Genomic DNA, 26,577 nt, shown 5'->3' with positions numbered 1-26,577 from the left:
AGATTTCAAGATGGAACGAAACGAAATTTACGGAAACCAACCCAAGGACACCGTGATTGATTTCACGCCTTATTTAGGAACCTGGATAAACTCCAACACCAAGACTACATGGATCGAAAAATTTACTCTAACCAAGCATAATGAGCAAATTATTATGCACGCTTATGGTGCCCAGTCCCTCAAAGATTGGGGTGAGACTGAGGTGACACCGTTTGTAGATAATATCAATGAGAAGGCTTTCTGTGCACGATACGATCGCGATTCAGTGGAATCCTTGTTGGCAGCGAACATGAACAAAGATTTGTGGGTTATTGCTGCCTTTCACAAGTTCAAGGATGGCAGCCAACCCAATTTTCTGTGTCGGGAGTTTTACTATCGGCCGGAATAAGATGAAGTTCCTTCTTGATTTGTACTAAAAAAGCTCATAAGGCTTGCTGTATAAAAAGTCTAGGGTTTAACACCATTCGACACTGTACCCATGTAAATGCTGGAAATGAAGGCCTTGTCATTACCAACACTTTTTAAGGGACTAGGCGAAAAGGGATTCCCAAAAAATAAAATCCTCAATAAAGAGGAATAATAATCATTGTAGATAGTGGAGAGTCAAAGCTGCCGATAGCAGTCCTGACTCTCATTTTTGTAATAAGTTCAATTATATATATAGTTCAAGTTTTTGCGGACATAAACAATACTCTGCAAAATTAAACTGTATTGTACAGTACTCGACCTAACAGTTTCAGAAGCAACGGCGGCAGCTTTTATAATGTGACCAGAAAGAAAAAGGTACAAGCCTCTAAATTTATTTATGGGCTTGGTAAATTTTTGACTTTTGACTTTTGACTTTTGACTTCCCCGTTCGTGTAGCGTCTCGTAGAGAAGGGGCTGACTCGAATCAAAAAAGGCTGAAGTCAGTGTGGCTGTGGAAGAATAGCGTATTCTAGCCTCAAAATTAAATATCCGAAATCACAATAAAGACCTTGTTTTTTGTTGCTAGCTGTGTGATACTTTCGTTGAACTTGGAAAACAACATAAATCTCTTATAAAAGGAAAAAATGATAATATTCAAGAGATTTAGAACATGGAGTTTCTTGATTGGATTAGCACTATTAACATTTGTATTTGTAGCTTGTGCTTCTGGTAATCAAACTGTTTCACAAACACCAGAAAAAATAACAATTGCTTATCAACCTGGAATTAATTACGCTAATCTACTTATCGTCAAGCAGCTGCAAATTTTAGAAAAACAATTTCCTAAGACACAATTTGAGTGGAAAGAATTATCGAATGGTGCTGCTATTAGGGATGGAATTATCGCTAATCAAATACAAGTTGGTGCAAGTGGGCCTGGAGCGTTTCTCGTAGGTTGGGATAAAGGCGTGGGCTGGAAAATATTAACTTCACTTAACTATAGTGAGTTTTGGCTAATCACGAAAAACCCCAATATCAAAAGTATCAAAGATTTTAAGCCAGGAATGAAAATTGGTTTACCATCTTTAGATGGGGTACAGGCAATTGTACTGCGGAAGGTGGCACAAAAAGACTTAGGAAATCCCACAGCACTCGATCAAAACCTCCAAGTGATTGCTCACCCTCTAGGGTTGCAGTCTCTGTTAACTGGTCAAATTGATGCACATTTCACAACACCACCTTTTGAATTTCAAGAAGTAGAAAGAGGTGGTAGGGTAATTATTAAAAGCTCTGATATTTTTGGTAAGACTAGCATAGCAAGTCTATTTACAACTGAAAAATTTTACAATCAATATCCTGAATTTGGTAAAGCTTTGTATACTGCAATTGTAGATGCTACTAAACTTATAAATCAAAAACCTGATGAAGCGGCCAAAATCCTCTCACATATGGATAATGGAAAAATATCACAGGATCAATATAAAAAGTGGCTTACAAATAAGGCAGTGGCATACGGAATTGAGCCAAGATCCTTCCTCAAATGTGGAGCATTTATGCATGAAATCGGGATGTTAAACAAGCAGCCTAAATCAATTGATGAATTGATTTTACCACCGCTTAAAGGTGTTAAAGGAGATTAAATTAATGGTTAATTTAGAATCGTTAATAGTAGCAAAAAATGTACATATTAGCTACAGCGAAGCTAAGAATAAATTTCCGGCTGTGGAAGATGTTAGCTTTGCTGTTAAACCAGGAGAAAAATTTGTAATTATTGGGCCATCGGGTTGTGGAAAGAGTACGCTGTTAAAGGCGATCGCTGGTTTTGTGTCTATCAGTAGCGGAGAATTACTGATGGCAGGTAAATGCATTTCTGTTCCTGGTCCAGATCGGATTGTTGTCTTTCAAGATTTTGAACAGCTTCTACCTTGGCAGACTGTGATGCAAAATGTTGTTTATGCCCTTGAGACTACAGGCAAAGCTGCTGGTAAAGTTGCCATTGCTGAAGCTATAAGATATCTCGACTTGGTGGGAGTCTCAGCAGCTGTCAATAAATATCCTCATCAGTTATCAGGAGGAATGAAACAACGAGTAGCGATCGCTCGTGCTTTGGCTGTAAAACCTCAAGTTCTCTTGATGGATGAGCCTTTCGGCGCTTTGGATGCGCTGACACGGACTCAACTGCAATACGAACTCAATACTATTTGGCAAAATACAGGGTTAACAATTATTTTAATCACCCATTCCATACAAGAAGCTGTTTACCTGGGACATCGAGTTTTAGTGATGACACCAGTACCTGGAACTGTCAAAGAAATTGTTGATACCGCACAGATTAATGACATCAACACTCATAAATTTGTCGAAGTTGCTGCCTATTTAGAAAGTTTACTGAGCAATGATTCCCATTGTGAGGCTTTTCGAGTATGAAATTTGTGACTCGAACAACAGCAAATCCGAATAAGTTTGAGAAGATATATGCTTCACTAAAAGCCAGTAATACTTTCAGGCGCGGAACAATTTTTTGCCTTCTATTGATTTTTTGGCAATTGTATGTATGGGTTGCCCAAGTTCCCGCCTTACTAATTCCTGGCCCAATAGCAGTCTTAGAAGTACTGTGGCACGATTTATTGAGTCAAAAACTGCTGCAAGCAACACTCAATACTTTGTCCGTATTATCTATTGGTATGATCTTGGGTTTGATTCTGGGTACGGCTTTAGCAGCTTTCGCCAAAGTTTCTCGTTTTGGTCAAGATTTGCTAATTGTGATCAGTTCGATGCTGAATCCCTTACCTGCGATCGCTATTTTACCCCTAGTAATTATTTGGTTTGGGTTCACTTCTGTTTCTATTATTGTAGTTACTGCCCATGCTACAACTTGGCCTATTGCTCTGAACACAGAAATGGGACTCAGTACCATCAACCCAACGATTATGATGGTGGGGAAAAACCTCGGTCTAGATGGTTTTAGACTGATTCGAGAAATTATGCTCCCTGCTGCATTGCCTCATATCTTAACAGGCTTGAGAACTGCTTGGGCTTTTGGTTGGCGCACCGTGATTGCATCTGAGTTGGTGTTTGGTTCAGGGGGTGCTACCAGCGGTTTAGGATGGCAGATTAATAATAGTCGCTACTTCCTACAAACCGATCGCGTATTTGCCGGATTAGTGGTGATTGCAATTTTGGGTTTAGCTGTCGATTATATTTTTCGATTAATTGAAATCAAAACAGTACAAAAATGGGGTATGAAATGTAGTTAAACTATCACCAAACCGGGCAAAATAACTTGACAAACAGTATTTGTGGTTACAAGTAGTCATTAACTAGAGAGTTTCAGAAACCAATAACTGTATTTATTCTGTTATTTTGTGTTGAGTAGTTATCGCTAATTTATTAAAATGAAACATCTATATTAAATATAAAACTTAAATCATTCGTTTTTTTATATATAGTTAGAATAGTCTGTCTGTTTATATTACTAAATGTCTTTTCTTGTTATAAAAGTTCTGGCTTTTTAGCTATACAGAATTGTCTATTTATAATTAACTATATGCTTAATATTGCAATATATGTTCACATAATTGTTATTAGTTTTACTATTATCAACTATAGTTTTTGTTAGGATTTTTAAGTCAATAAACTCAAATAGTTTTTATTCTAAGAATACAAAGCCTCGAAAAATATTTTTTGTGTGGCTTAACAAATTAAATGACCATTTGTCAAATTAGTGTCATTTTTGCGTTGGTGCTGTTAGTAGCAAAAACTGTACTGATTGAGATACATACGTGCTACTCGGATTAAAGATTTCGGCTATTGCTTACTTAGAGCGCAATTTTAGGCTATAGAGCTAACAAATAATTTGGCAAGCGACACTGCGCCTTCTTACTCGTAAATCCTGACTCTTTTGTATTAATCTTCAGTACGAGGAAAGCCATGAAAAATACTCAAGTAAGAATCAACAAACCACTCAACGAAACAGCTTGCAAACGCAATCCAAAAAAATTGGGTGACAACAAAAAACTAACTTGCACAAAACCACCACAACCAGGTGCAAGCCAAGGAAATTGTCCTTTAGATGGAGCGATGGTTTCTGTCGGAGCTATTACTGACGTTGCTCATTTAATACATGGTGCTGTTGCTTGTACTCATAATCCTTGGGCGACTCATGGTAGTCTCTCATCAGGCTCTCAATTATACCAAACTGCTTTTACTACTGACTTTGGCGAGAATAATGTCATTTTTGGTGGTGAAAAGAAACTGTACAAAGCTATTCTCGATGTTGCTCAACGTTATAAACCTGCGGCTATTTTTATCTATGCTACTTGTATTACCGCTTTAATTGGTGATGATATCGGTAGTGTCTGTAAACTCGCTGCACAGAAAATCGATATTCCAGTTGTATATGTAAATTCGCCTGGATTTCTTGGTAGTAAAAATTTAGGTAATCACATTGGTAATGAGACTTTATTGAAATATGTAATCGGAACCGCAGAACCAGAATTTACTACTCCTTTCGATATCAATATTGTTGGTGAGTACAATGTTGCTGGTGATTTGTGGAATGTTTTACCACTGTTCGAGAGGTTGGGTATACGCGTTCTCTCCAAAATTACAGGTGATGCTCGTTATCAAGAAATTTGCTATGCTCATCGTGCCAAGTTGAATGTAGTCATTTGCTCAAATGTTGTGCTGCCAATGGCGCAAACAATGAAAGAACTTTATGGAATTCCTTATATTGAAGAATCTTTCTTCGGTGTAGAAAACTTAAACCATTGCTTGCGAAATATTGCAGCAACATTAGGGGATAAATATCTTCAACAACGTACAGAACGGTTAATTGCACAAGAAAACGCAGCTCTAAATATTGCCCTAGCTCCCTACCGTGCGCGGTTGAAAGGTAAGCGGATTATTCTTTGTACTGGTGGTGTAAAAATTTGGTCGATTATTTTAGCCGCTAAAGATTTGGGAATGGAAGTGATTGCTACTACTAATGCTAAGACTACAGAAGAGGAGAAAGCCAAAATTAAACAATATCTTGGTCAAGATGGCATTGTTTTGCGCGAAGCAACCCCGCAAGCATTACTACAAGTACTGAAGGAAACAAAAGCTGATGTCTTGATTAGTGGGACTGGCAGTAAATATACAGCACTCAAAGCCCAAATTCCTTTTTTGGACGTTAACCATGAACGCCATCATGCCTACGCTGGTTATATAGGGCTGTTGGAACTGGCACGAGAATTGTATGAAGCCTTGTATAGTCCTGTATGGGAGCAAGTCAGTAAACCTGCTTTTTGGGATGAAAAAAATCAACCATGACCAAACAAGGCAAAAGTAACCCTTCGACTTATGGTGCGCCGTTTGGGGTGCAGGGCACAATTTCGTGGAAGTTTTAAAGAAAGTTAGGGGAGAAGGGTAATGGGATGAACAGGGGAAGGTGATTGCCTCCTATGCTTATAATGACAATTTGGCTACTCAGTAAGGTTTTCTTGGCGAGTTGGATGGGTATTGAAATAAGCACGATCGCAAGATTGCCCTAGAATCTCCTGACCAATTGAAGACAAAACGCGATCGCAATTATCATGCAATACATAAAACGACAAATCTCGCAATATTCGCTCCAGAGGACTTGGTTGAATCAAGGAGCGAGCTCCACAAGCGTTTATGCAGTCCTTCACCGTTTCTGTAGCCAGCTGTTCGGTTATGTAACGGGTGCGATTGCCTGCTTGTTTTGCCTCTAAAACCTGGCCTGTTTCCCAAAGAGTAGCCACCTGCCGCAGCCAGAGATGCATAGTATCTACATTAATTGCTGCCTTAGCAATTCGGTGTTGTATGTAGGGATCGTGTCCTTTTTCCTGTTTATTGATGTATGCTAAAGCATAGTCATAGGCTCCTTCAGCAGCTCCTAGAAAAGCAGCGCCATACTGAGGTGTAAACCGCGTTTGCCACTCCTGTACGATATACTGTCCTGGATAGCCAATCAAGTTTTCTTTAGGGATGAAAGTACGTTCAAAGCGAACCAAGTAACTCACCGTACCTCTCATTCCTATTGGCTGCCACCAACTATCATCAAAGCTAATACTGGGGTCAGATAAGTTGCAAGCTAGTAACAATACTGATGTTGGCGAGCCATTGCTATGACGCGCTCCCCCAGGAGTTTCTGTGTTGAGCAAGAGAATTGCCCACTGTGCTTCTGGGGCACTGGTGGCGAATACCTTTGTGCCATCAATGATGTATCCCTCATCTACAACTTGCACACTTGTGCCAAGGCTATCATTTTGACCTGGAATCTGAGACTGGGGTTCTCCACTCCAAGCCGCCCATATCTCGCCATACTGGACAATACCCTCAAACCAGCGCTTTTTCTGAGACTCATTAGCCATAGCCGTTAGTAAAACTTGGGCATTTGCATGTCCTTCCCAGCAACGGGCTAGGGATAAATCCACTTTTGCCAGTTCCTTAGTCATCATCCATAGGGTAAAGATATCGTGATCGTGTCCTAACCCTAGACCACCGTATTCAATTGGCACAACAGGCGCATTCAAACTTGCTTGAAAAAGGTCTGCAAAATCTTCTTTTGGGAAGCTAGCATTGTGGTCATAACTAGCGGCGCGAGAGGCGAACTTATCGCCTGCAAGTTGGCTAATGCGCTCAATCAAAGTTTGCTTGTTGAAAGTTAGATTGAATATCATCTAATAGAGTTTCATAGACTTGTTTTTAGTAGCTAATCTTGCACCAGTTAATTTATTGTCATTTTTGTAAGTAGTGGGTTCCTTCTACCTTCTGAAATGACTGCAAGATATAGGTAAATAAATCATCAATCACTCGATTAGCTGATATGTAGCTACCTGTAAGCCAATAATAATCATCAACTAGATAAACTTTACCCTGCCTAACAACATTAAGCTTTGACCACAGAGGTTCTGCCATGAGTTGATTGACAGCTATCTTTGACTGTGCAGGGTCTTTGAAACCGTAGCGCACTATAAATAAAATATCACCATCTATCTGGGTGAGGACTTCTGGAGAGATATTGTAGCCAACAGGGTTGCCCGCTTTTTTTTGAGTTGCTTTAGCATCCAGATTTTGCGAAGGAGGACGGATTAAACCAGCATCCTCTAAAATTACTCCAGAGAATGCACCCTTAGTTAACGGGTTAATCGTCTCTGGGATCAGGCGCACAACGGAAACTAAAGTTTTTTTGAGTCGAGATCCTATCTTTTGTTTGAATTCGGTTAAGCGTGCGTTATAGTTATCCATTAAACGTTTTGCTGTTTCGGTTTTCCCCAAAGCTTTTGCTGCTGGTATAAACGGTTGTTTCCAGTCTCCATTGCTTTGCACTTTCAGGAGAACGGTGGGTGCAATGTGAGACCATAAACTGTAAGTATTCCGGTTCCGCGTCGTACCTAAGATCAAGTCCGGCTTGAGAGTTATAACCTTCTCCATATTCGGTGGTGTCAGAACCGCACCAATGTTTTCAACGCCTGGGTGCTTATCCTCTAACCCTAGCCCTTGGAGAGTTTTAGTTGGATCTGGAGCACCAACTAGATTGGCTCCCAGAGCTAGAGGTATTTCTACTAGCCACGGATCTATGACAACGACTCGTTGAGGATGAACGGGAACTAGAGTTTGACCCATTGTGTGTTTGACTATGTGAACGGGTACAGGTGATGTTTGAGTTGAAGGAACGACGGCTAGATCGCGGTTTGGTAACTGATGACCAAAGGAACTGCAAGCAGAAATCACCAAGAGCGTGAGCAGCACAATCAAGCAGAACTTACGCATACTATTGACAAAGTGAAAAATATACAGGTGATGTTAGAGCGATCGCGTATTGACTGTGCAAAAGGCTGTGTTGCAAAAACTTGCCAAGGACAAAACGTCTGTAAAAAAATGTTTGTTTTTTCAACTCCTGCACCCATCAATATATTGTTGTATGCTTTACCTCTGACCGAAAACGAAAAGGATACAAGCCCCTAAATTTTATTTATGGAGAAGCAAAAAAATGTATTGTCAAGAAGCACAGCGCGAGAAATACTACGTCCGCTAATTCAAGCCCCTAAATTTATTTATGGGGATGATTAATTTTGAATTTTGTTAACGCAGCGTTAGCGAGTCCGCGAGCGTCATTTTGAATTTTGAATTCGGAGCGTACCCCTTTGGGGAAGCAAGCTACGCGCAGCGTCTCGTAGAGAAGCGACGTGACCCCGTGTGATCATTTCTTTCCTAAAGGTAAACACAAAGGTGTCCCTGTTACTGGGTCTGGTACAATTCGACAAGCTAATCCAAACACCTCCTGCACCATTTCTTCTGTCATCACATCTGCTGGAGTTCCATGAGCCATAACAGCACCATCACGTAAAGCTACTAGCTGATGAGCATAACGACACGCCTGATTCAGGTCATGCAACACCATGACAATCGTTCGTCCCTCAAGTTGATTTAAATCCCACAGCAAGTCCAGTACTTCCACTTGATGAGCTAAATCTAAGAAAGTTGTCGGCTCATCTAATAGTAGTATTTGCGTATCTTGCGCTAAAGTCATGGCTATCCAAGCACGTTGCTTCTGTCCACCAGAAAGGGTATCTACAGCTCTATGGGCTAATTCGTTGAGGTCTGTAGTTGTTAATGCTTTGCTGACTTGACGTTCATCTTCAGCTGTCCAAGATTGCAGCCAACTTTTTTGATATGGATAACGACCTTGTGCTACCAAATCTCGCACAGTCATTCCTTCTGGTGCAACTGGCCCTTGAGGAAGAATACCGAGTTGTTGTGCAACTTTGGTCGTTGACTGTCGAAAGATATCAGCACTATTGAGATATACAGTACCAATCTGGGGCTTGAGTAGTCTGGCTAAACCTCGCAGTAGAGTAGATTTCCCGCAGCCATTGGGACCAACTAGAGCAGTAATTTGTCCTGTGGAAATTAACAGGTTAAGATCGGATATGATCGGTTTACCATCGTAAGCTAGGCTCAAATGTTGGGTTTTAAGGGCTGTATTTTCCATAGGGCTTTGGGAGCGCAAGCTCAGGACATAAGTGTATACTTTGTCTACGATATGATTTCATTTGGATGCAGTGCAAAAAAGCGATCGCCTAACACGGCAGTGTCTTGTTATGATCGCTATAGGGTTGAACTTTTGAGTCATTATATATTAAGGCTTTTCCTCTAAAACCGCGTAGACCGTAAGAGCTTGTCGTAGACATCGCCCTTCAATGTAAATATTTAAATATTTTAAATCATATTGTCATGCCATTACCAACAATATTGGCTAACAAGTGCTGCATTTGGTAAAGATACCCTGACAAAAGATTGGGATCGACTTAACTGCACTTCCCTAAACGATTTTAATTAAAAGCGGCTTCAAAACTTGATTTTAGTAGCTCAATGAGGAGTTGTTCTCGTCAGAGCAGCAAATTTAGAATAGTATTTTTGAGATTTATATCAGAAATATATTGAGGATTTTACTCAACTTTGTTGGTAATATTCAGACTAAGTTAAATAACGTGACTGATGCAATAAACCCAATTCCAGGAGCAGAATTTTGGGGTGAGATTGTCATAGGTTTTGGATAAAGGGTAATAGGTTTTCTACTTATCCTTTATACCTTAACTAAGAGCGTATGGTAAGCGAGTGTGTGAGGAAAGTTCAATGAAGTCCCAAAGATTAAACTATTTTTTTTGGCAGAGTCTACTGCTAACTACTTCAGTGGTGGTGTCTGTAATTAAGCCTGTGCGTGTTGTTCCTATTCTAGCAGCAGAAATATCAGCTACCAAGCAGCAACTATCATCTCAAGCAACAATCAGAAAGTCAGTTGCACCGATTACAGAGATTCAAAGTCTCAACCAGATAGAGCATCGATTTACTGATGCCCAAAAGTTAGTACAGTCACAAACAATCACTGAGCAAACAGAAGTTATATCAGTGACGGGAGTGAGGCTTAATAGCACTGATAAAGGGTTAGAGGTGATTTTACAAACGGATGTTAAAAGTGATCGCGTACAAATAACTCCAAAAACTGAGGGTAACTCCTATATTGCAGACATACCTAACGCTCAGTTGCGCCTGGCTAGTGGAGAGAGTTTTCGTCAACAAAGCCAGCAGTAGGGGTAACTGAGGTAACTGTTACCAATGTTGATGCTAACAGTATCAGGTTGACGGTAACAGGTGAAACGGGCGCGCCAACAGTGGAATTGTTTAATAGTGATGAAGGTTTGGTATTTGGAGTGACTCGCACTGCAACCACTGGAGAGCAATCAACAACGCCACCACAGCATGACAAAAACAGATATACCACTGATTGAAATTCCTCGCTCAGTTCAGGTTTTCCCTCGACAAGTAATCGAAGATTTGGGAGCGCGTAACATCCAAAGTGTACTTCAAACAATTGGTGTTGGGCCTAGCTCTCCCGCGTTTTCATCTCGACTCTTTGATGGTTTTAGATTCCGTGGTTTTGTGAATACCACTAATCTTCGCAACGGATTACGAGATCCAAATTCGGGTTATGCTGTCGATCCCTCTAATACAGAAAGAATCGAGGTAATTAGAGGGCCAGCTTCGGTATTGTACGGACAGCTTTCTCCTGGTGGTATTGTCAACCGAGTCACTAAACAACCTCTGTTTGAACCTTACTACTTTGCTCAGATGCAGATTGGTAGTTATGATTTTTATCAACCTGCGATTGATTTTTCTAGTCCGTTGAATGCAGAGCGAACTTTGTCTTATCGTCTGAATGCTTCATATTTGAGTTCTAACAGCTTTGTAGATTTTGTCAATCAGCAGCGTTATTTTGTTGCTCCAGCAGTCTCTTGGCAAATTGACAAGAATACTAGCTTGACAGTGGATGGGGAATATCAAAACGTAGAGAAACCTAATGGTGATGCTGAATTAACAGCCATGCCGAAACAGGTAAAATCACTTCTGATATTCAAGATCTAAGTCAGATTTGGCAGGAGTTTATTCGAGAACTATGGACACCTGCTTATCAAGAAATTATGGAAAAACTTTCCGGGTTGAACTTAGAAAACCACGGTATGACCGTAATATTCCGTAGGCAACATTCAAAACACTCAAAATTTTGGCTGACTCATACTGATGGGCAATATACACATCTGAGTCATCTTTTTTACTTTCATAAAGAATGGTTAGAGGACTGGGGAGGCCGTTTTTGCGTTTTGTCTAACAATCAACCTGAATCGGTTGTGCGTGAGATTTGTCCTGTAATTAACAACTCGGTAGCTATTGTGCGGTCTGATAACTCGTGGCATATGGTAACTCCAGTTTCACCGTTAGCAACGCATCACCGACTAACGATGAAGACTGTCTTTTGGGCAACTCCCTAAAACCTGCTTGTGTATTGCACAGATATGAACACTTCACTTAATACTTCTAACTCTAATAGACTTTCTTTGCTAAGAATTATCAATCGAAGAGTGCGAGTGTTCCTTTTGGCAGTACTATTTCTATTTGTATTTTGTGGTTGTAACGTTCTTGTTCATCCTCTGACTCTTCAACACAACCAAACACTTCCTGTCCATCCCCAGCGAGTAGTAGTGCTGTTTCCGATCCTCTTAATAGATGTTTTAGCTTTAGGAGTCACACCGATCGCAGCTCCAAAGGCGATCGCTGCTAATTTGCTTTCTGAGTTACAGTTCCCACAGCTTCAGTTGCAAAATATCAAAGAATTAGGGAATTGGTATCCTCTCAATATAGAGAAAATTCTCACCCTCAAACCCGATCTAATTTTAGGAATAAAAATCTCTAGTTTGCAAGAAGCTTATCCCCAGTTGTCGCACATTGCACCTACAGTGCTAATTGACTATCAAAGACCTCGCGACTGGAAAAAAGCTTTCTCTCAAGTCGCCAACGTGCTCGGTAAAACTGAGATAGCTTCTAGAATTATGGCTGACTACTATAGTCACTTACAGCAATTGAGAAGTTCTATGGGTAGTGAACTATTAAAAACTCAAGTTTCAGTTATTAGGGTAACTCCACAAACAATAACCCAATATAAACAAGAAGTTTTGTGTGGAGTTGTTTTAGAAGAAGTAGGATTGAGTCGTCCTTTTTCTCTGACTTTGAATAAAAAGACCAATCCTCTAATGTCAAGCCCACTTTTCGACGATCTCTCGTGGGAACTCCTAAGCAAAGTTGATGCGGATGTAATGTTTCTGCTTCGTAATGGTGCTTTTAAATCTCCGCAAACTAGTATACCATTGCATGAACTAAGGCAGCAGCTATTATGGTCAAAGTTAAAGGTCGTACAGCAGCACAAAGTTTATGAGGTCGGTTCTTATTGGATTGGTGCTGAACCAATGTCTGCGCTTAGAATACTTGATGATTTAGAGAAGTATTTTGTAAAAAGAAAGTGAGGTTGAGTATTATAGATTTTTCCCTTAACGCTTCCACCTTTGATACAACAGATAAATAAAATAAGGCGCTCCCAAAGCAGCAGTTAGCAAACCATAGGGTAATTCTGTTGGAGAAAATAAGTGCCAAATGGGGAGCCATTAATCCAACGAAGCCAATTGTATCGCCGTAGGCATCGCCACACTTACCCCAGCTAGAGCAGTAATTACCAAATTTACTGTACTCATTTTATTTTTTAAAGTACTCTAGAATTTTTACCAAAATAGTTGGAAAATAGTAGCGATCGCTACGAATCGCAGGCTTAATAATATGATATTCGTAACCTTGTAGTAGTAGAGACTTTAGTATAAAAAGTCATGAGAAAGTATTTATTTGCCATACCACTGATTACTGGTGTGTTTGGTGTCACGCTTCCTATTCAAGTTTGGGCTGTTACCTTGTACAATGCTGGCGGTTTGAAAACTGCCTTTAGAAAAATCTCTAAGAATTTTACCGCCAAATATGGAATTCCAGTCACACAAGTATCTAGCCCTTGTGGTTCAATTCTTAACTAGAGTAATTGAAAAATTGCGATCGCTTTTATTGTTGCCCTTTTTCTGTAACCTATTTTCTTTTCAATTCATGGTAAGTTATTGTTGCGATGACACTAATCTTTTCCCTAGCAGATTATTGGAAAGTCTTATATGAAGTAGAGCCAATACAGCAGAATGATAGATTAAATGAGTTTGACATTACCTTTAAATATCCAACCATACTTGCACAAGGGTATCACCGACATATTAAGTTACGAGATTGCATATTTTTAGACATCTACAATTATCAGCAACATAAATCAGTGATTTTAGAATATCCTGATAGAGAGCATTTTTTAGAATTTCAATTCTATATTATGGTGCATTCTCCATCTAAGAACATGCCATATCAGACTGGAGAATACTTCTTGAGCGGCAGTGGTATGGCCTCTGAATGTGCTCGTCTAGAGGAGGAGTTAATGCAAGAAGAACAGTAGCTATTCATATAAAACCAGAGATGTTTCGCTCTTTTGCAGGAGATGCATCTGGAGAACTTTCAAAAGAATTGCGTCATCTTGTTAAACGCTCGGATCAATCAACCTATGAACGCTATGGTACTCAAACTCCAGTGATGCAAGTAGTACTACAGCAAATTCTTCAATGTCCTTACCAAGGTGTGACTAAGCGAGTCTACCTTGAAAGCAAGGTTTGGGAATTGACAGCATTAGTGATAGAACAAGAAACGCAAATTTTCCAAGGTTTTTTAGAGGTTTATCCACTCAGACCATCAGAAATCGACTGCGTTTATCATGCTAAAGAAATTTTATTAAAAAATCATGATAATCCACCCTCTCTCATACAACTAGCACGGCAAGTGGGGTTAAACGATCGCAAGCTCAAACTTGGCTTCCGTTCTGTTTTTGGGACTACGGTATTTGGCTATCTGCACAATTATCGTATGGAACTGGCACACAATTTGCTCATTCAAGGTCACATGAATATCACAGAAGTGGCACAGAAGGTAGGTTATGCTAGCTTACCCTCGTTTAGCAATGCCTTTCGTAAGAAGTTTGGCATCACTCCCAAGTCTTGTCACAGATAAAAAGTCCGTTTGGAATAAAAAAAGTCCGGCTCGAATAAGACTTGACTATTGTAAAAATTGTATTCTTCTAAAATTACAGGTTGGTATTAATGTAGGTTTTTACCAACTTTGTTACTGAAGAGTACTGGAGATTAGGGATTAGGTAACGAAATTGAAAAACGTGGAAGGTGCTTCAATCCTTAATACTCTTTGAACAGATTTTAGTGTGGTGTCTTAATTGGAGTCTTTAAAAATGTTAGTTAAGCTGCTTTATTCTGCTATTTGCTGGTTAATACCGATTTTCTCAGTTACTATAGCTAATCCAGCTTATTCTGAACAACCGTTATCTAAAAAATATGAAGCACTTTCAGGTGAAGTCAACAGTGATATTTCCTCATTAACTAAATTGCAATCTGCCAAAACCAGTGCGACATATTTGTTGAGAACACCCAGAGATAAAAATCAAGTTTCCCAGCTTAGTCAAGCAACTACAGATGTGGTGTCAGTAACGGATGTAAAAGTGAACACCACAGATAAAGGGATAGAGTTAATTTTAGTTACGGCTAACTCTGTTGAGTTGTCAGTTTCACCAAAAATAGAGGGCAATTCTTACATTGCAAATATTCCCAATGCCAAGTTACAACTAGCAAGTGGGGAGAGTTTCCGCTCAACAAAGCCAGTGGCGGGAATTGCACTAATTACAGTGGCAAATTTGGAACAGCTTAACATCCTGCGCATGATTGTGACTGGGGAAACAGCAACACCAAATGTGCAGTTGTTTGATAGTCAGAGTGAGGGTTTGGTGTTTGGAGTCACAAGTACTGGTTCAACAGTGCAGCAACCTGCACTAACGCCAGAGCAAAAACTACCTGCAAATGACCAGAAGCAACCACCGATTGAGTTAGAAGTGACAGCCCCACCAGATACAGGTTATAAGGTTCCTAATACGAGTGTTGGAACGCGTACAGATACTCTAATACGGGACATTCCTCAATCCGTTCAAGTAATACCTAGACAGCTAATTGAGGATCAGCAAGCACTTCGTCCGATTGATGCGCTTAGAAATGTTGGGGTTATACAAGCTGGCTTACCTTCACGCGTCAGAGATGTGTTTACTATTCGAGGATTTCAGACAACTAATATTTTAAGAAATGGTCTGCCGGAACCTGTATCTAACTTAACCAATCCTGGTGGCGGAGACCTTACTAATCTTGAGCGAATTGAAGTACTACGAGGCCCTGCTGCTGTACTTTATGGTCAAGGTAGTCCCGGAGGTACAGTTAACTATGTAACAAAACAGCCCCTAAGTGAACCTTACTATAATGTAGAGTTTACATCTGGGAGTTATGATTTTTATAGACCATGGCTTAATTGAACTCTTGAGCCAGAACTTAGACTATTTTCGTGCCAAGCCTGTGAATATCCCAAAAATTACGATTCTGCTTGACCACGGCTATCACCCAGACAAAATCATCGCTGCTCTGCAAGCACTCTACCCTCAGATTATGACCAAGATCCGATTCCAACTGGCACCCAAACCCACAAAAGCCGAAAAAGTGGCGATCGGCAAAACGGGGTTTGTGCCGATCGCCACTCGTTGGGTAATTGAACGCTCTAATGCTTGGATGGAGCGATGTAAGAGTTTGGTCAAGAACTTTGAGCGAACACTCGTCCATGCGACTGCCAAACTCAATCTATGTTTTATCCGACTCATGCTCAAGCGGTTAGCTCAGGCATAGATATCAAATGGGTTCTATAAGATTGTATCTAGCACTACATTTTACCAACATTTTTGGTAAAATGTTTTTATTTATGACTAATTGGCTACGCGATCGCCAGCTTCAAAACTATCACAAATGCTTAGAGGCATAGCGGTGAGGCAGTCGCAGTCCTGGACGCCACTTGCTTTATGCCGGGAAACCCTTCCACCCTTCGGGTTCAGCAGTCCCCCAGACGCTCGATGACTCGCTAACGCTGCGCTATCGACGGAAACCGCCAAGATGGGGGCTGCTTCACCGCAGTGGCTCCGGTTTCCGTCGGTTGCGTTAGCGAAGCGGTAGCGAGTCTTCTCCTGTCGGAGACGCTACGCGTAGCTTGCTTCCCCGTAGGGGTACGAGCGTCATTGCCAGGGCGAACGCATCTTATTTACTAATAAAAACTAAAAAAGATTTAAAAATGACATAGATAATCCTACAAGTTGCTACAACTATAAATAAAATAAATCCCTATGATTATCATTTCCAGAATTATTGAGATTTAATTTCCACCAAAGCCTTATGTGGTTGAATCTTGGTGTCTTTCACCCTGATTCAGGCTCGTCAATATTTAGATGCGTTTGCCCTGCCTACCGCAGGCACTAAAACTCCCACGAAATTGTGCCCAACACTGTCAATGGCGCACCAGGATAGATGATATTTCTGTCCTGGCTACTTTCGTAGTATTTCTGATCGAAGAGATTCTTGATATTGAGCGCAAATTTCCAGTTGTTGCGTTTGTAATAAAGTGCTGCATCCGTGCGGAAGTAGCTGGGCAACACAAAACTGTTATCTAAATCGCCCTGTCTATCGCCCACATAATACAGTCCCAATCCAAATCCCAAACCTTGTAAACTCCCACGTTGGATTTCATAGGTTGTCCATAGACTAACAGTATTCTTAGCAACGCTGCCCAACAAATTCCCAACTGGATATTCATTGTCTTTGGTGATTTGGGCATCGGTATAAGCGTAAGAGGCAATAATTTTCCAACCGGTCAGGATTTCGCCAGCGATATCTAGCTCAACGCCCCGACTACGTTGCTCCCCGGTCAGAATGGAAAAATCAGGATTGTTGGGATCGGTGGTCAAGACGTTAGTTTTTGTAATCTGGTAAGCAGCCAGGGTTGCAGACAGTCGGTTACTCAAATCGGCTTTAACACCCACCTCGTATTGTGTACCTTGGGCAGGATCAAATGTAGAACCATTAACTGAAGTACCAATGTTAGGAACGAAAGAACTGCTGTAGCTAGCGTAGAGAGAAATTGCTGGTATCGGCTGGTAGACAAGACCAACCCGAGGGCTGAAGGCTTGGTCAGATTGACTGGTGCTAGTTGAGGCAAGGAAATTGTCACTTTTCTGCTCGGTAAAATCGAAACGCCCTCCGACTAGCAGCTTCAAATTATCCAGTAGGGTAATCTGATCTTGAAGATAAATCCCTAATCTATCAGTGCGATTTTGTATATTAACAAAAGTTGTTAAAGGATTGGTAGGGATAACGCTATTATTGACCGGACTAAAAATATCGATAGGTGACAAAATACCTCTACTAAAAGTTACCGGACCTTCGCTTCGGTTTAGCTCTATTCCCAAAAGCGGTTGGTGAATAATTGACCCGGTTGCAAACTTTCCTATGACCTCTGTTTGGAGACTGTAGTTGTCAGTTTCAAGTTTAGCATTTGTAAAATTCCTATCCAAGAACCGATCGTCGATCAAGTCCCCTGGTTCTGCGCGGAAATCATTTATTTTGTTTATAGTAATGGAAAGGGCATTGCGAAGCTGCCAATTTTTACTAAACTGATGTTCTAATCTATAGCCAGCTCTGTAAGCTGTGGTTTTTGAATCATTTTCTCCTGGAACCCCTAAGAAGCGACTAATCGGAATTGGGGCAGGTCTGTTACCAATAGCGACGATGCCTCGATCAAATTGGGTATTATTGTTTAAATACTCAAAATCAAAGTTTAATGTTGTGTTGGTATCGATTTTCCAGGTTAGAGATGGTGCGATGAAGATACGTTCGGTGTCAACAAAGTCACGAAAACTCCCGGAGTTTTGGTAAGCAACATTCAAGCGATATAACAGAGTTTTGTCTGCATTCAGTGGACCAGAGATATCGAATGTGGGACGATAAAAACTGTAGCTTCCGGCGGTGAAGTCAGCAGCGTAATAAGGTTCACTTAGCGGTTGCTTTGTGACAAGGTTGATAATCCCACCCGGTTCAGCTTCACCGAAAAGGACTGAGGCTGGTCCCTTGAGTATCTCAACCCGTTCCAAGTTTGCTATTTCTGATAATGTGAAGAAATTGGCATCGCGGAATCCATTTCTAAAATTTCCATCCTGCTCAAAACCACGAATGATATAGCGAGCAGCTCCTGTACCCCCGTAGTTGCCTGCTTGTGTCACGCCGCTGACGTTTTGCACTGCATCCTGTAGCCGCACTGCTTTTTGGTCTTGTAATACCTGTCGGGGCACTATTTGAATTGAGGCAGGAATGTCACGCACGGGTGTATCGGTTTTGGTGGCAGTAGAGGCATTTGGTACACGGTATCCATCCTGCTCGCCCGTCACCACTAACTCAATCGGTTTATTACCACTAGCTGATGGTTGAGTTGGTTGTGTCTGCAACCCTGGCTGCTGTTTTGGTGGTTGTTGTCTTTGAGGTTGCTGCCCCTGTTGCGCTCTTTGTGCAGTACTAGCTACACTGAAGATCAGACCTTCGTTGGCACTGTCATACAACTCGACAATTGGTACACCCGCTTCACCCGTCACCGTAACTCGGATAGTCTTGGCATCAAAGTTAGTGACTGTTATTTCACGAAGACCCGTAATTGGTTTCTCTGAGCGGAATGTGAAAGCTTCGCCACTAGGTAAACGCAATTGTGCGTTGGGAACGTCAATAATAAAGCTATTGCCAGCAGTGCGATTTAACAGTTGCAACTGTTGCCCACCAAAAGTTTGTAAAATTATTTCCACACCTTGGGGAGTGGGATTAGCTTTTACTCCTGTCACTTGCACTACTTCACCTTGATTCTGGAGGGAGTTGGTTGGTGTTGGTGACTGTACTAAATGTTGAGCACTGCTTGTAGGACGTTCTATTTCACTAAGGAGAGGAATCTCTCTAATCGTTCTAGAATTGCCTAGTACTTTTGCAAACGCAGTTTTATTTTGTACTTCTTGAGAGGACACTTCAGCAGCTGCACTAATTGCAACCCACAACCAAACACAACTTGTAGCCAAAAGAATCTTTAATATTTGCCTTAACACTATTTCCACCCCTACACATACATCGCGCGATTTAATCAACATTTCTGATACACTCCAGGTAAATACACCACACTACACCGATGTTTAGCGACAAACCGTTTCACATTTAGCCAAACTATTTTATTTATAAAAGTTTACCAACAATTACGGTATTAAGAATAAAGTAAGTCCTAATTAAAGAGATGGAAAGCGTTCCCGTACCCCTACGGGGAAGCAAGCTACGTGTAGCGTCTCCGCAGGAGAAGGGGTTTTGCCGCAGGCATCAATAGTTAAAATTATCACCTAAACAGATATAAGAAATGTAATTAATTTGACAGTTTTGTCAAAAATTACCAACAATTACAGTATGTTGAGGAGGCAACTTCTAAAAAGGTGGATTGCTTTCTCTGGAAGGGTTGCCGCAGGCATCGCTGAAAATCTGAATCAGCTTCTCCAATACTGTGATGCTACGGTTAAAAATTACACATGATAAGAATGATACTTTTAGAGAGCCTTATTGCCAACACGGTACAAATTTATTCAAAAAGGCGATTTTAACAATAGCTTCATCGCCGCCTTTGATAGAGTAAATAGATAAAATAAGGCGCTCCCAAAGCAGCAGTGAGCAAACCGCACGGCAATTGTGTCGGAGAAAATAAAGTTCTACCAAAAAAATCTGCTGCTGCTACCAACAATCCTCCGACCAAGGCAGCAACTGGCAGTAAATTTTGATGTATTGACCCAACAAGTCTACGTGCTAAATGGGGAGCCATTAATCCCACGAAGCCAATTGTACCTGCGATCGCCACACTTGACCCAGCCAGCGCCACACTCACTAACAATAATTTGCTCCTCTGCCATGTGACTCGGCTACCGAGTCCTTTAGCTACTAAGTCACCCAGTTGTAAAGTATCCAGTTGCCGCGCCAAGAGTAACGCCAAGGGAACAAAGACAACTATCCAAGGTAGCAGTTGCCAAAGTTGCTCCCAACTTTTACCAGCCACACTACCCGCCAACCAGACCAATGCTCTAGTAACATCGTTGATTTGACCAAAAGTCAACATTAATGTCGTGAAAGCTCCCATAATTGCCGCGAGTGCTACTCCCACTAAAACTAAACGCAGAGGTGATTTTTCTCCCGTGCCAGCTAGTAAATAAATCAAACAGCCCACAACAAAAGCACCACCAAAGGCAGCAAAGGGCAAATACATAGTGGGTACGGCCGGGAATAATACAATCAAAGTTACCGCTGCTAAGGCTGCACCTGCATTTACCCCAACAATACCAGGGTCAGCTAAAGGATTACGTGTCAATCCTTGTAAAATTGCACCCGCAATTGCCAAGCCCACTCCTACCAACCAGGAGATTAAAACTCTAGGTAAACGCAGGGTGATAACAACAAAGTGAGATTCTGGGTCAAGTGTTGGTAAACCAAGAACAGCTCTCACTATGTCTGCTGGCGGCACAGGATAATCTCCTAAACTTAGGCTCATCCCCAAGACTGCGAGCGTGAGTAATAGCAGTAGTAACAATACTCTAGTTACAGACTCTTTGCTAAATATTAAATTTTGAATTTTGAATTTTGAATTTTGAATTGTTATCATCCTCTTTTCACCCGCCAACGCACTAAATACAACAAAAAGGGCGCTCCCAAGAGGGCTGTCATCACGCCAACAGGCAATTCTTGGGGTCTAATTAACCAACGGGCTGCTAAATCTGCCCATACTAGTAAACCTGCACCAAACACAGCTGCACCAGGCAATATCCAACGATAATCAACACCCATCACTCCCCGCGCTAGATGGGGAACTAGCAGACCGACAAAGCCTATAGGCCCTGCTAATGCTACAGCGCTTCCCGCCAATATGACAACGCTCGATGCTGTTGCCAACTTGATCCAACCTGTTTGCTGACCTAAGCCTGTAGCCACCGATTCTCCTAAACTGAGGACATTGATTTGTCTACTCAAGGCAAAAGCTGTTAATAATCCTACTACCATCCAAGGCAACACAGTCAGGAATAGATTGAAATCTCGTCCGACCAGGGAACCTGCTAACCAGAAGCGGACTTCTTCTAAAGTGCGATCGCTTAAAATTAATACACCTGTGGTAATTGAAGATAGCAAAGCAGTTAAAGCTGCACCAGCAATAGTCAGATTCAATGGTGTTGAGCCTCCTTGTCCAAGTGAACCGAGGGAGTAAACTGTTAAGGCTGCGATTAAGGCTCCGAGAAATGCTACAAGGGTAATTAGGGCAGGTGAAGATGTACCCAAGCCAAAAACCACTGTCACCACTGCTAAGGCTGCACCTGCATTGATCCCTAAAATTCCTGGTGCGGCTAAGGGATTTTGAGTAAGTCCTTGCATTAACGCCCCAGCTATGGCCAAACTAGCACCGACCATACTTGCAATCAGTGTACGCGGTAGGCGCATCGACCGGATAATTATGTGTTCGTTAGAGTCATCATAGTTAGTGAATGCAGTAAGTATTTTGGTAATGGGAATGTCAGCAGCACCGTAAGAAATGCTGGCGAAAATACCTAACAATACTACTAAGATACCTATGCCTAAGCTGAAAATGCGGATATAGTATTTTTCAGGGTGAGAAATATTTGTGTTCATGGATTTATAACAAGAGTTAACTTCATATCTCTGCTTTTTCTAAGTTTTAAGTATAATTACTAATTGACAAAATTAAGGCTATCTAAATTTTTCACAGATGACTAAAAACTCCTGCGATCGCGCCAAAAAAAGAGATGTTACGCTTTTGTAGTCTTTATTCGTTTACTCCTGGTTTCTTGGAGTGGTTGCAAAATATAAGTAAATAAATCATCAAGAACTCGATTAGCTGATATATAGCTACTACCTTGCCAATAAAATCCATTAATTACATGAAATTTACCCTGCTTGACAACTTTAAGCTTTGACCATAGAGGTTCTGCTATGAATTGATGCACAGCATTATTGGCTTGAGTAGAGTCTTTGAAGCCGAAGAGCGGTATAAATAGAACATTCCCATCTATCTGAGCCAGGATCTCTGAAGATATATTGTAACTGATGGGGCTGCCCCATTTCTTTTGAGTTGCTATGGCATCTAGATTTTGCAAAAAAGGACGGATTAGACCAGCATCCTCTACGATTACTCCAGAAAATGCACCCTTGGTTAACAGGTTAATCGTCTGTGGCATGAGACGCACGACGGAAACTACAGTCTCTTTGAGTTGGAAACCCATCTTTTGTTTGAACTCAGCTAGGCGTGCGTTATACTGCTCGACTATGCGTTGTGCTACCTCGCTTTTCCCCAAGGCTTTTGCTGCTGGCATAAATGGCTGTTTCCAGTCTCCACTGTTTTCTATTTTGAGCAAAATAGTAGGTGCAATATGAGACCATAAACTGTAAGTATCCTGGCTTCGCTTCGTGCCTAAGATCAAGTCTGGCTTAACAGCCATGACTTTCTCCGTGTTGGGTGTAAGAAGCGCACCAATGTCTTCAATATCAGGGTGTTTATTTGCTAATCCTATTCCTTGAAGAGTTTTAGCCGGATCTGGAACACCTACCACGTTGAATCCTAGAGCTAGAGGTATTTCTACAATCCACGGGTCTAAAACGACAACTCGTTGAGGATAAGTAGGAATTAGAGTTTGACCCATTAAATGTTGGACTGCATGGAAAGCTACAGGTGATGTTCGACTTGAGGAAACAACACCTATGTTGCGAGTCAGTAATTGACGACCAAAGGAACTGCAAGCAGAAACCATTAGGAGCGTAAGCAGCACAACAAAGCAAAACTTAGGCATAATATACAACAGTGAGGAAGACACAGGTTATGATAGAGCGATCGCTTTTGGGGATAGCGACGAGCAAAAGTTAAGGCGATCGCACTACCCGCACCATGACCTGCTAAATGTACTGGATGAGAAGATTGTGACAAAATACTCATCCAATAAATTTACAGCTTCATCTATGAAACTAATTTCATCTTTATCGTGGTGATATTCCCACTGATCCACATTCATAGACTGCGATATGTATTGTAGTAATGGTCGATCAAAACGCTGCAATACATGACTAGAACTGATCCAAACAACATCGGTATCATTAGACATAAATACTCTCAAACATCAAAATTTGGAAATAATCAATTTTTCAAGCGTGTCATTCCACTACTGGTCTGTCAAAACTTCCAACTTACTGTCCCCTGCACCGTAAATGGATCTTCAGGATAAACAAGTTGGATAGTTCGAGGGGTGAAGTACTGAACATTGAACAGATTTTTGAAGTTGAGAGCAATACCAAGGTGATCTCTTTGGTAGTACACAGCTGCATCAGTACGTAAATAATTCGGTACACTGAACGCGTTGTTCAAATCTCCCTGCCGGTCGCCCACATAAAACAAACCCAAACCAAACCCTAATCCTTGCAGGCGACTTTTGGAAAAAGTATAAGTCGTCCATAAACTCGCGCTATTGAAAGGGACATTTGGCAGTCGATTGCCGATAGCATATACATTGTCCTTTGTCACCTGTGCATCCGTGTAAGCATAGGAGGCAATCACATTCCAGCCTGGCAATATCTCCCCCGTCACATTGAGTTCAATGCCTCGGCTACGTTGCTCCCCCGTTTGGACATTAAATGTGGGATTATTTAGATCAGTTGTCAAAACATTAGATAAAGTCAGTTGATATAAAGCAAGAGTTGAAGATAGCCTGCCGCTGAGGAAATCACTTTTGACTCCCACTTCGTATTGAGTGCTAGTACTGGGTTTAAATAAACTACCCCCAAACGTGGTTCCAGAATTTTGGGAGAAGGATTGACTGTAGCTGGCATAAAGTGAGATGGGCTGGATAGGTTGATAGACAAGACCTACACGAGGACTAAATGCAAAGTCTGATTGACTTCGATTGGCATTTGCATTTAAAAAATTGGTAACGCTGTTCTCGACAAAATCTCCTCGTCCGCCGAGGACTAACTTCAGGTTAGGAGCAAGGGTTACTAAATCTTGAATATAAAGGCCGATGTCATCATTGATCGTTTTTTGATTAAGTGTAGAAGTAACAGCGCCAATTGGCTGACTATAGACGGGGTTAAATATATCAATAGAACCAATAGCACTCATAGTCCGATTGTAAATATTGATCTCTCTGTACAAATCAAAGCCTGCGACTAATTCATTCTGAAGACCGCAGATTTTAAATTTACCTGTTAGATGATTGTCTAGAGCATATTCGTTATCCACACCTGGCCCTCCTATATCGGTTTGCTCTGAGCGTCTCAGAGTCCAACCATTAGGTTGTAGAGCAACAGAATTGGCACTATTTCTTAAAAAGCCAACAAATCTAACCTTAAAAGCATTCACCCAGAGCCAGTTATTATTAAAGCGATGTTCCAAGTTATAACCCAACAGAACAGAGCTAGTATCGTTTTTGGCGTTCACATCCAATGTGTTAAGACTGAGCGGAATCTTTCCGTTTGGGTTCGACAAAACAGTTCCCGCAGCAGGTAGCCCTGTTCTCGGAAACTGGTGCTGGTATCGGAACTCTGTTTCAAAAGTCACTTTTGTATTACGATCTATTTGCCAACTAACAATAGGCGCAATTAGATAACGCTGGGAGTTAAAAAAGTCAACAAAGCTTTCTGTATTGAAGTAAGAAAGATTTAACCGATAAAGCAGCGTTTTGTGATAATTAAGAGGCCCAGAAATATCTAAAGTTGGTTGATACAAACTATAACTACCGACAGTCATACTGGCAGCAAAGTAAGGCTCACTCAGGGGCTGCTTAGTAATAAAATTAATCGTGCCACCTGGATTGCCTTGGCCGTAAAGGACAGAGGCAGGTCCTCTTAGAACCTCTATCTGTTCAATGTCGTTGAGTTGAGTTTGTCCCGTTGTAGCTCCTCCTACATAGTCCTTAAGACCGTTGTGAAGGATGTTACTCGTCTGAAAACCCCTAATTGTGAAGACATCACCATTGCTCGGCGAATTGAAAGCCTGGATAACACTGACGCTTCTTAAAGCATCAATAGCGTTAATGGCTCCTTGAGCCTGCCAACTCTGCCGAGAAACCACTTGAATCGACTGAGGAATGTCGCGTACTGGCGTTGGTGTTTTTGTGGCTGTAGTCGCGTCAGGAACGTTATAGCTTCCTGACGGCGCCCCAATTACCTCTAACTCAATGGGTGGTTGCTTCTGTGGTATTGGTTGTTGCTCTGGTGTCGGTGTTGGCTGCTGTGTTGTGGATGCAGTACTTGTCACCCCAAACACTAAACCTTCACTCTGACTATCAAATAACTCTACCACAGGCGCACCCGTTTCCCCAACTACTGTCACCCGCAGCGTGTTAGCGTCTGCATTGGCTACTGTAATTAGTGCAATTCCAGCAACTGGCTTTGATTGTTGAAAACTCTCCCCATTCGCCAATTGCAACTGAGCATTGGGTATATTCACTATGTAGGAATTACCTTCAGTTTTCCCAGAAACGGATAATTTCTCAGAATTGGGCGTAACTAAAATTAACTCTATCCCTTTATCTGTCTTATTCACCTTCACATCTCTAACTGGCACAACATCGGTTGTGGCTTGACTTAGTTGAGCGATAAAGTTCTGATCTTTGTTAACCCCCAATACATGTGATGTGTCGCTGAGGGTACGTTTTATAGAATTGAGTTGGCGAACTTCTAATATGGGGGTTTGCTCCCGCTTCCGTTTCCAGTTAGTAACTAAAGCAGATTGAACAGAGGTTTTTGTAACTACTGATGCGTAGGCGTAGCCCCCCGCAGGCATCACTTTTTTATTCATTGGGGACTGTGCAAGAGTTAGCTCTTGCTTGACTAGGTTACTACCAAAACCAACGCAAACACTCGCTACCAAACTTAGCAAATACCCATTGCACACACCCTGATGATTGCTCATTCCACTTTCCTACCAATTTATGTGCCAATATTCTTTACTTTAGCAAGTAAAACTTACATTGCGAAGTATAAGCAAGATTGAGTAGGAAATCAACCATTTATCTTGTTTTCTAGACAATTATTATGATGAGAAGGATTCTTGACAAGATGCTGACATCTGAGTTTTTATCCAGCGTGGCGTTACTTTAGAGGAACTTGACGTAATAGAACAAATGTCCTGGTATGACTTTAAACCCCTTCGTTTGAGTCATTGTGACGTAGTTTAAAGATGCTTGCTGGAATGCGATCGCAGTTTATCAAAGACTGCGAT

Annotated in this window: 24 protein-coding genes and 1 pseudogene; 14 read left to right on the top strand and 11 right to left on the bottom strand. The window is 41.3% G+C overall.

The features are described 5' to 3' along the window. The first annotated feature begins 10 nt into the window (after window positions 1–10). The 5 genes from V7K56_RS14495 to nifE all read left to right on the top strand — a co-directional run bounded on the left by V7K56_RS14495 (window position 11) and on the right by nifE (window position 5,721). A complete protein-coding gene (locus tag V7K56_RS14495; protein WP_334911554.1) occupies window positions 11–388 on the top strand; it encodes a hypothetical protein in 378 nt (125 codons plus the stop codon). 700 nt (window positions 389–1,088) lie between these two features. Continuing rightward, window positions 1,089–2,048 (top strand): ABC transporter substrate-binding protein, encoded by a 960-nt coding sequence (locus V7K56_RS14490; protein WP_334911552.1) that lies wholly within the window; start codon window positions 1,089–1,091, stop codon window positions 2,046–2,048. A gap of 4 nt (window positions 2,049–2,052) precedes the next feature. Then, window positions 2,053–2,835 (top strand): ABC transporter ATP-binding protein, encoded by a 783-nt coding sequence (locus tag V7K56_RS14485; protein WP_334911550.1) that lies wholly within the window; start codon window positions 2,053–2,055, stop codon window positions 2,833–2,835. A 5-nt stretch (window positions 2,836–2,840) separates the two neighbouring features. Next, window positions 2,841–3,665 (top strand): ABC transporter permease, encoded by an 825-nt coding sequence (locus V7K56_RS14480; RefSeq protein ID WP_334911548.1) that lies wholly within the window; start codon window positions 2,841–2,843, stop codon window positions 3,663–3,665. A 673-nt stretch (window positions 3,666–4,338) separates the two neighbouring features. After that, window positions 4,339–5,721 (top strand): nitrogenase iron-molybdenum cofactor biosynthesis protein NifE, encoded by a 1,383-nt coding sequence (nifE, locus tag V7K56_RS14475; protein ID WP_334911546.1) that lies wholly within the window; start codon window positions 4,339–4,341, stop codon window positions 5,719–5,721. Between the two features lie 152 nt (window positions 5,722–5,873). Here nifE and V7K56_RS14470 read toward each other — a convergent pair whose 3' ends face one another. From V7K56_RS14470 to V7K56_RS14460, 3 genes are all read right to left on the bottom strand, one after another. Continuing rightward, window positions 5,874–7,094, bottom strand: coding sequence for an acyl-CoA dehydrogenase family protein (locus V7K56_RS14470; RefSeq protein WP_334911544.1), 1,221 nt, complete (start codon window positions 7,092–7,094; stop codon window positions 5,874–5,876). Window positions 7,095–7,152: 58 nt separating this feature from the next. After that, window positions 7,153–8,187 carry an iron-siderophore ABC transporter substrate-binding protein gene (locus tag V7K56_RS14465; RefSeq protein WP_334911542.1) on the bottom strand — a complete coding sequence of 345 codons (1,035 nt, stop codon included), beginning with the start codon at window positions 8,185–8,187 and terminating at the stop codon, window positions 7,153–7,155. 430 nt (window positions 8,188–8,617) lie between these two features. Next, window positions 8,618–9,409, bottom strand: coding sequence for an ABC transporter ATP-binding protein (locus tag V7K56_RS14460; protein WP_334911540.1), 792 nt, complete (start codon window positions 9,407–9,409; stop codon window positions 8,618–8,620). 644 nt (window positions 9,410–10,053) lie between these two features. On the opposite strand from V7K56_RS14460, the pseudogene V7K56_RS14455 reads away from it, so the two are divergent. From V7K56_RS14455 to V7K56_RS14435, 4 genes and pseudogenes are all read left to right on the top strand, one after another. Continuing rightward, a pseudogene (locus tag V7K56_RS14455) lies at window positions 10,054–10,706 on the top strand (AMIN domain-containing protein). Continuing rightward, window positions 10,678–11,340, top strand: a complete 663-nt coding sequence (locus tag V7K56_RS14445; protein ID WP_334911536.1) for a TonB-dependent siderophore receptor — start codon at window positions 10,678–10,680, stop codon at window positions 11,338–11,340. Before V7K56_RS14455 ends, V7K56_RS14445 begins: the two are co-directional and overlap by 29 nt. Before the next feature lie 56 nt (window positions 11,341–11,396). Continuing rightward, window positions 11,397–11,744 carry a 2OG-Fe(II) oxygenase family protein gene (locus V7K56_RS14440; protein WP_334911534.1) on the top strand — a complete coding sequence of 116 codons (348 nt, stop codon included), beginning with the start codon at window positions 11,397–11,399 and terminating at the stop codon, window positions 11,742–11,744. A 105-nt stretch (window positions 11,745–11,849) separates the two neighbouring features. Continuing rightward, complete coding sequence (locus tag V7K56_RS14435) at window positions 11,850–12,773, top strand: iron-siderophore ABC transporter substrate-binding protein (protein ID WP_334911532.1); 924 nt, start codon at window positions 11,850–11,852, stop codon at window positions 12,771–12,773. A gap of 24 nt (window positions 12,774–12,797) precedes the next feature. Here the strand turns inward: V7K56_RS14435 and V7K56_RS37100 are convergent, their stop codons facing one another. Beyond that, complete coding sequence (locus V7K56_RS37100; protein ID WP_442940042.1) at window positions 12,798–12,863, bottom strand: hypothetical protein; 66 nt, start codon at window positions 12,861–12,863, stop codon at window positions 12,798–12,800. A 264-nt stretch (window positions 12,864–13,127) separates the two neighbouring features. Here V7K56_RS37100 and V7K56_RS14425 point away from each other — a divergent pair, with 264 nt between their 5' ends. The 5 genes from V7K56_RS14425 (at window position 13,128) to V7K56_RS14405 (ending at window position 16,103) form a co-directional block, all read left to right on the top strand. Next, window positions 13,128–13,325, top strand: a complete 198-nt coding sequence (locus V7K56_RS14425) for a hypothetical protein (RefSeq protein WP_334911530.1) — start codon at window positions 13,128–13,130, stop codon at window positions 13,323–13,325. Window positions 13,326–13,411: 86 nt separating this feature from the next. Continuing rightward, window positions 13,412–13,780 (top strand): hypothetical protein, encoded by a 369-nt coding sequence (locus tag V7K56_RS14420; RefSeq protein ID WP_334911528.1) that lies wholly within the window; start codon window positions 13,412–13,414, stop codon window positions 13,778–13,780. A 20-nt stretch (window positions 13,781–13,800) separates the two neighbouring features. Then, the gene (locus V7K56_RS14415) at window positions 13,801–14,385 is read left to right on the top strand and encodes a helix-turn-helix transcriptional regulator (RefSeq protein ID WP_334911526.1); all 585 of its coding nucleotides are present in this window, start codon (window positions 13,801–13,803) and stop codon (window positions 14,383–14,385) included. A 232-nt stretch (window positions 14,386–14,617) separates the two neighbouring features. Beyond that, window positions 14,618–15,739, top strand: a complete 1,122-nt coding sequence (locus tag V7K56_RS14410) for a TonB-dependent receptor plug domain-containing protein (RefSeq protein ID WP_334911524.1) — start codon at window positions 14,618–14,620, stop codon at window positions 15,737–15,739. Next, window positions 15,711–16,103 (top strand): IS5/IS1182 family transposase, encoded by a 393-nt coding sequence (locus V7K56_RS14405; RefSeq protein ID WP_334911522.1) that lies wholly within the window; start codon window positions 15,711–15,713, stop codon window positions 16,101–16,103. Before V7K56_RS14410 ends, V7K56_RS14405 begins: the two co-directional genes overlap by 29 nt. A gap of 77 nt (window positions 16,104–16,180) precedes the next feature. Here V7K56_RS14405 and V7K56_RS14400 read toward each other — a convergent pair whose 3' ends face one another. From V7K56_RS14400 to V7K56_RS14370, 7 genes are all read right to left on the bottom strand, one after another. Then, entirely contained in the window at window positions 16,181–16,363 is a 183-nt protein-coding gene (locus V7K56_RS14400) for a hypothetical protein (protein ID WP_334911520.1), read from the bottom strand. Window positions 16,364–16,720: 357 nt separating this feature from the next. Continuing rightward, the gene (locus V7K56_RS14395) at window positions 16,721–19,423 is read right to left on the bottom strand and encodes a TonB-dependent siderophore receptor (RefSeq protein WP_334911518.1); all 2,703 of its coding nucleotides are present in this window, start codon (window positions 19,421–19,423) and stop codon (window positions 16,721–16,723) included. Between the two features lie 503 nt (window positions 19,424–19,926). Then, window positions 19,927–20,964 (bottom strand): FecCD family ABC transporter permease, encoded by a 1,038-nt coding sequence (locus V7K56_RS14390; RefSeq protein ID WP_334911516.1) that lies wholly within the window; start codon window positions 20,962–20,964, stop codon window positions 19,927–19,929. Beyond that, window positions 20,961–21,980 carry a FecCD family ABC transporter permease gene (locus V7K56_RS14385; protein WP_334911514.1) on the bottom strand — a complete coding sequence of 340 codons (1,020 nt, stop codon included), beginning with the start codon at window positions 21,978–21,980 and terminating at the stop codon, window positions 20,961–20,963. The genes V7K56_RS14390 and V7K56_RS14385 overlap by 4 nt, the downstream gene beginning before the upstream one ends. A 137-nt stretch (window positions 21,981–22,117) precedes the next feature. Next, window positions 22,118–23,116: an iron-siderophore ABC transporter substrate-binding protein gene (locus tag V7K56_RS14380; RefSeq protein WP_334911512.1), complete on the bottom strand. Its 999-nt coding sequence runs from the start codon at window positions 23,114–23,116 to the stop codon at window positions 22,118–22,120. Then, window positions 23,116–23,298, bottom strand: coding sequence for a hypothetical protein (locus tag V7K56_RS14375; protein WP_334911510.1), 183 nt, complete (start codon window positions 23,296–23,298; stop codon window positions 23,116–23,118). The genes V7K56_RS14380 and V7K56_RS14375 overlap by 1 nt, the downstream gene beginning before the upstream one ends. 234 nt (window positions 23,299–23,532) lie before the next feature. Then, window positions 23,533–26,268 carry a TonB-dependent siderophore receptor gene (locus V7K56_RS14370; protein ID WP_334911508.1) on the bottom strand — a complete coding sequence of 912 codons (2,736 nt, stop codon included), beginning with the start codon at window positions 26,266–26,268 and terminating at the stop codon, window positions 23,533–23,535. Between the last annotated feature and the right edge of the window lie 309 nt (window positions 26,269–26,577).

This window comes from Nostoc sp. (assembly GCF_036917535.1).
Lineage (GTDB): Bacteria > Cyanobacteriota > Cyanobacteriia > Cyanobacteriales > Nostocaceae > Nostoc.
The sequence above is the reverse complement of the archived record's forward strand: the minus strand, read 5'-3'. Positions and strand labels throughout refer to the sequence as shown.

Bases quoted from the DNA above. Each gene is read 5' to 3' on its own strand.
- V7K56_RS14495 (WP_334911554.1), top strand. From the start codon at position 11: ATGGAACGAAACGAAATTTACGGAAACCAACCCAAGGACACCGTGATT.
- V7K56_RS14485 (WP_334911550.1), top strand. From the start codon at position 2,053: ATGGTTAATTTAGAATCGTTAATAGTAGCAAAAAATGTACATATTAGC.
- nifE (WP_334911546.1), top strand. From the start codon at position 4,339: ATGAAAAATACTCAAGTAAGAATCAACAAACCACTCAACGAAACAGCT.
- V7K56_RS14470 (WP_334911544.1), bottom strand. From the start codon at position 7,094: ATGATATTCAATCTAACTTTCAACAAGCAAACTTTGATTGAGCGCATT.
- V7K56_RS14465 (WP_334911542.1), bottom strand. From the start codon at position 8,187: ATGCGTAAGTTCTGCTTGATTGTGCTGCTCACGCTCTTGGTGATTTCT.
- V7K56_RS14460 (WP_334911540.1), bottom strand. From the start codon at position 9,409: ATGGAAAATACAGCCCTTAAAACCCAACATTTGAGCCTAGCTTACGAT.
- V7K56_RS14445 (WP_334911536.1), top strand. From the start codon at position 10,678: ATGACAAAAACAGATATACCACTGATTGAAATTCCTCGCTCAGTTCAG.
- V7K56_RS14440 (WP_334911534.1), top strand. From the start codon at position 11,397: ATGGAAAAACTTTCCGGGTTGAACTTAGAAAACCACGGTATGACCGTA.
- V7K56_RS14425 (WP_334911530.1), top strand. From the start codon at position 13,128: ATGAGAAAGTATTTATTTGCCATACCACTGATTACTGGTGTGTTTGGT.
- V7K56_RS14420 (WP_334911528.1), top strand. From the start codon at position 13,412: ATGACACTAATCTTTTCCCTAGCAGATTATTGGAAAGTCTTATATGAA.
- V7K56_RS14415 (WP_334911526.1), top strand. From the start codon at position 13,801: ATGTTTCGCTCTTTTGCAGGAGATGCATCTGGAGAACTTTCAAAAGAA.
- V7K56_RS14410 (WP_334911524.1), top strand. From the start codon at position 14,618: ATGTTAGTTAAGCTGCTTTATTCTGCTATTTGCTGGTTAATACCGATT.
- V7K56_RS14405 (WP_334911522.1), top strand. From the start codon at position 15,711: ATGATTTTTATAGACCATGGCTTAATTGAACTCTTGAGCCAGAACTTA.
- V7K56_RS14395 (WP_334911518.1), bottom strand. From the start codon at position 19,423: ATGTTGATTAAATCGCGCGATGTATGTGTAGGGGTGGAAATAGTGTTA.
- V7K56_RS14390 (WP_334911516.1), bottom strand. From the start codon at position 20,964: ATGATAACAATTCAAAATTCAAAATTCAAAATTCAAAATTTAATATTT.
- V7K56_RS14385 (WP_334911514.1), bottom strand. From the start codon at position 21,980: ATGAACACAAATATTTCTCACCCTGAAAAATACTATATCCGCATTTTC.
- V7K56_RS14380 (WP_334911512.1), bottom strand. From the start codon at position 23,116: ATGGTTTCTGCTTGCAGTTCCTTTGGTCGTCAATTACTGACTCGCAAC.
- V7K56_RS14375 (WP_334911510.1), bottom strand. From the start codon at position 23,298: ATGAGTATTTTGTCACAATCTTCTCATCCAGTACATTTAGCAGGTCAT.
- V7K56_RS14370 (WP_334911508.1), bottom strand. From the start codon at position 26,268: ATGAGCAATCATCAGGGTGTGTGCAATGGGTATTTGCTAAGTTTGGTA.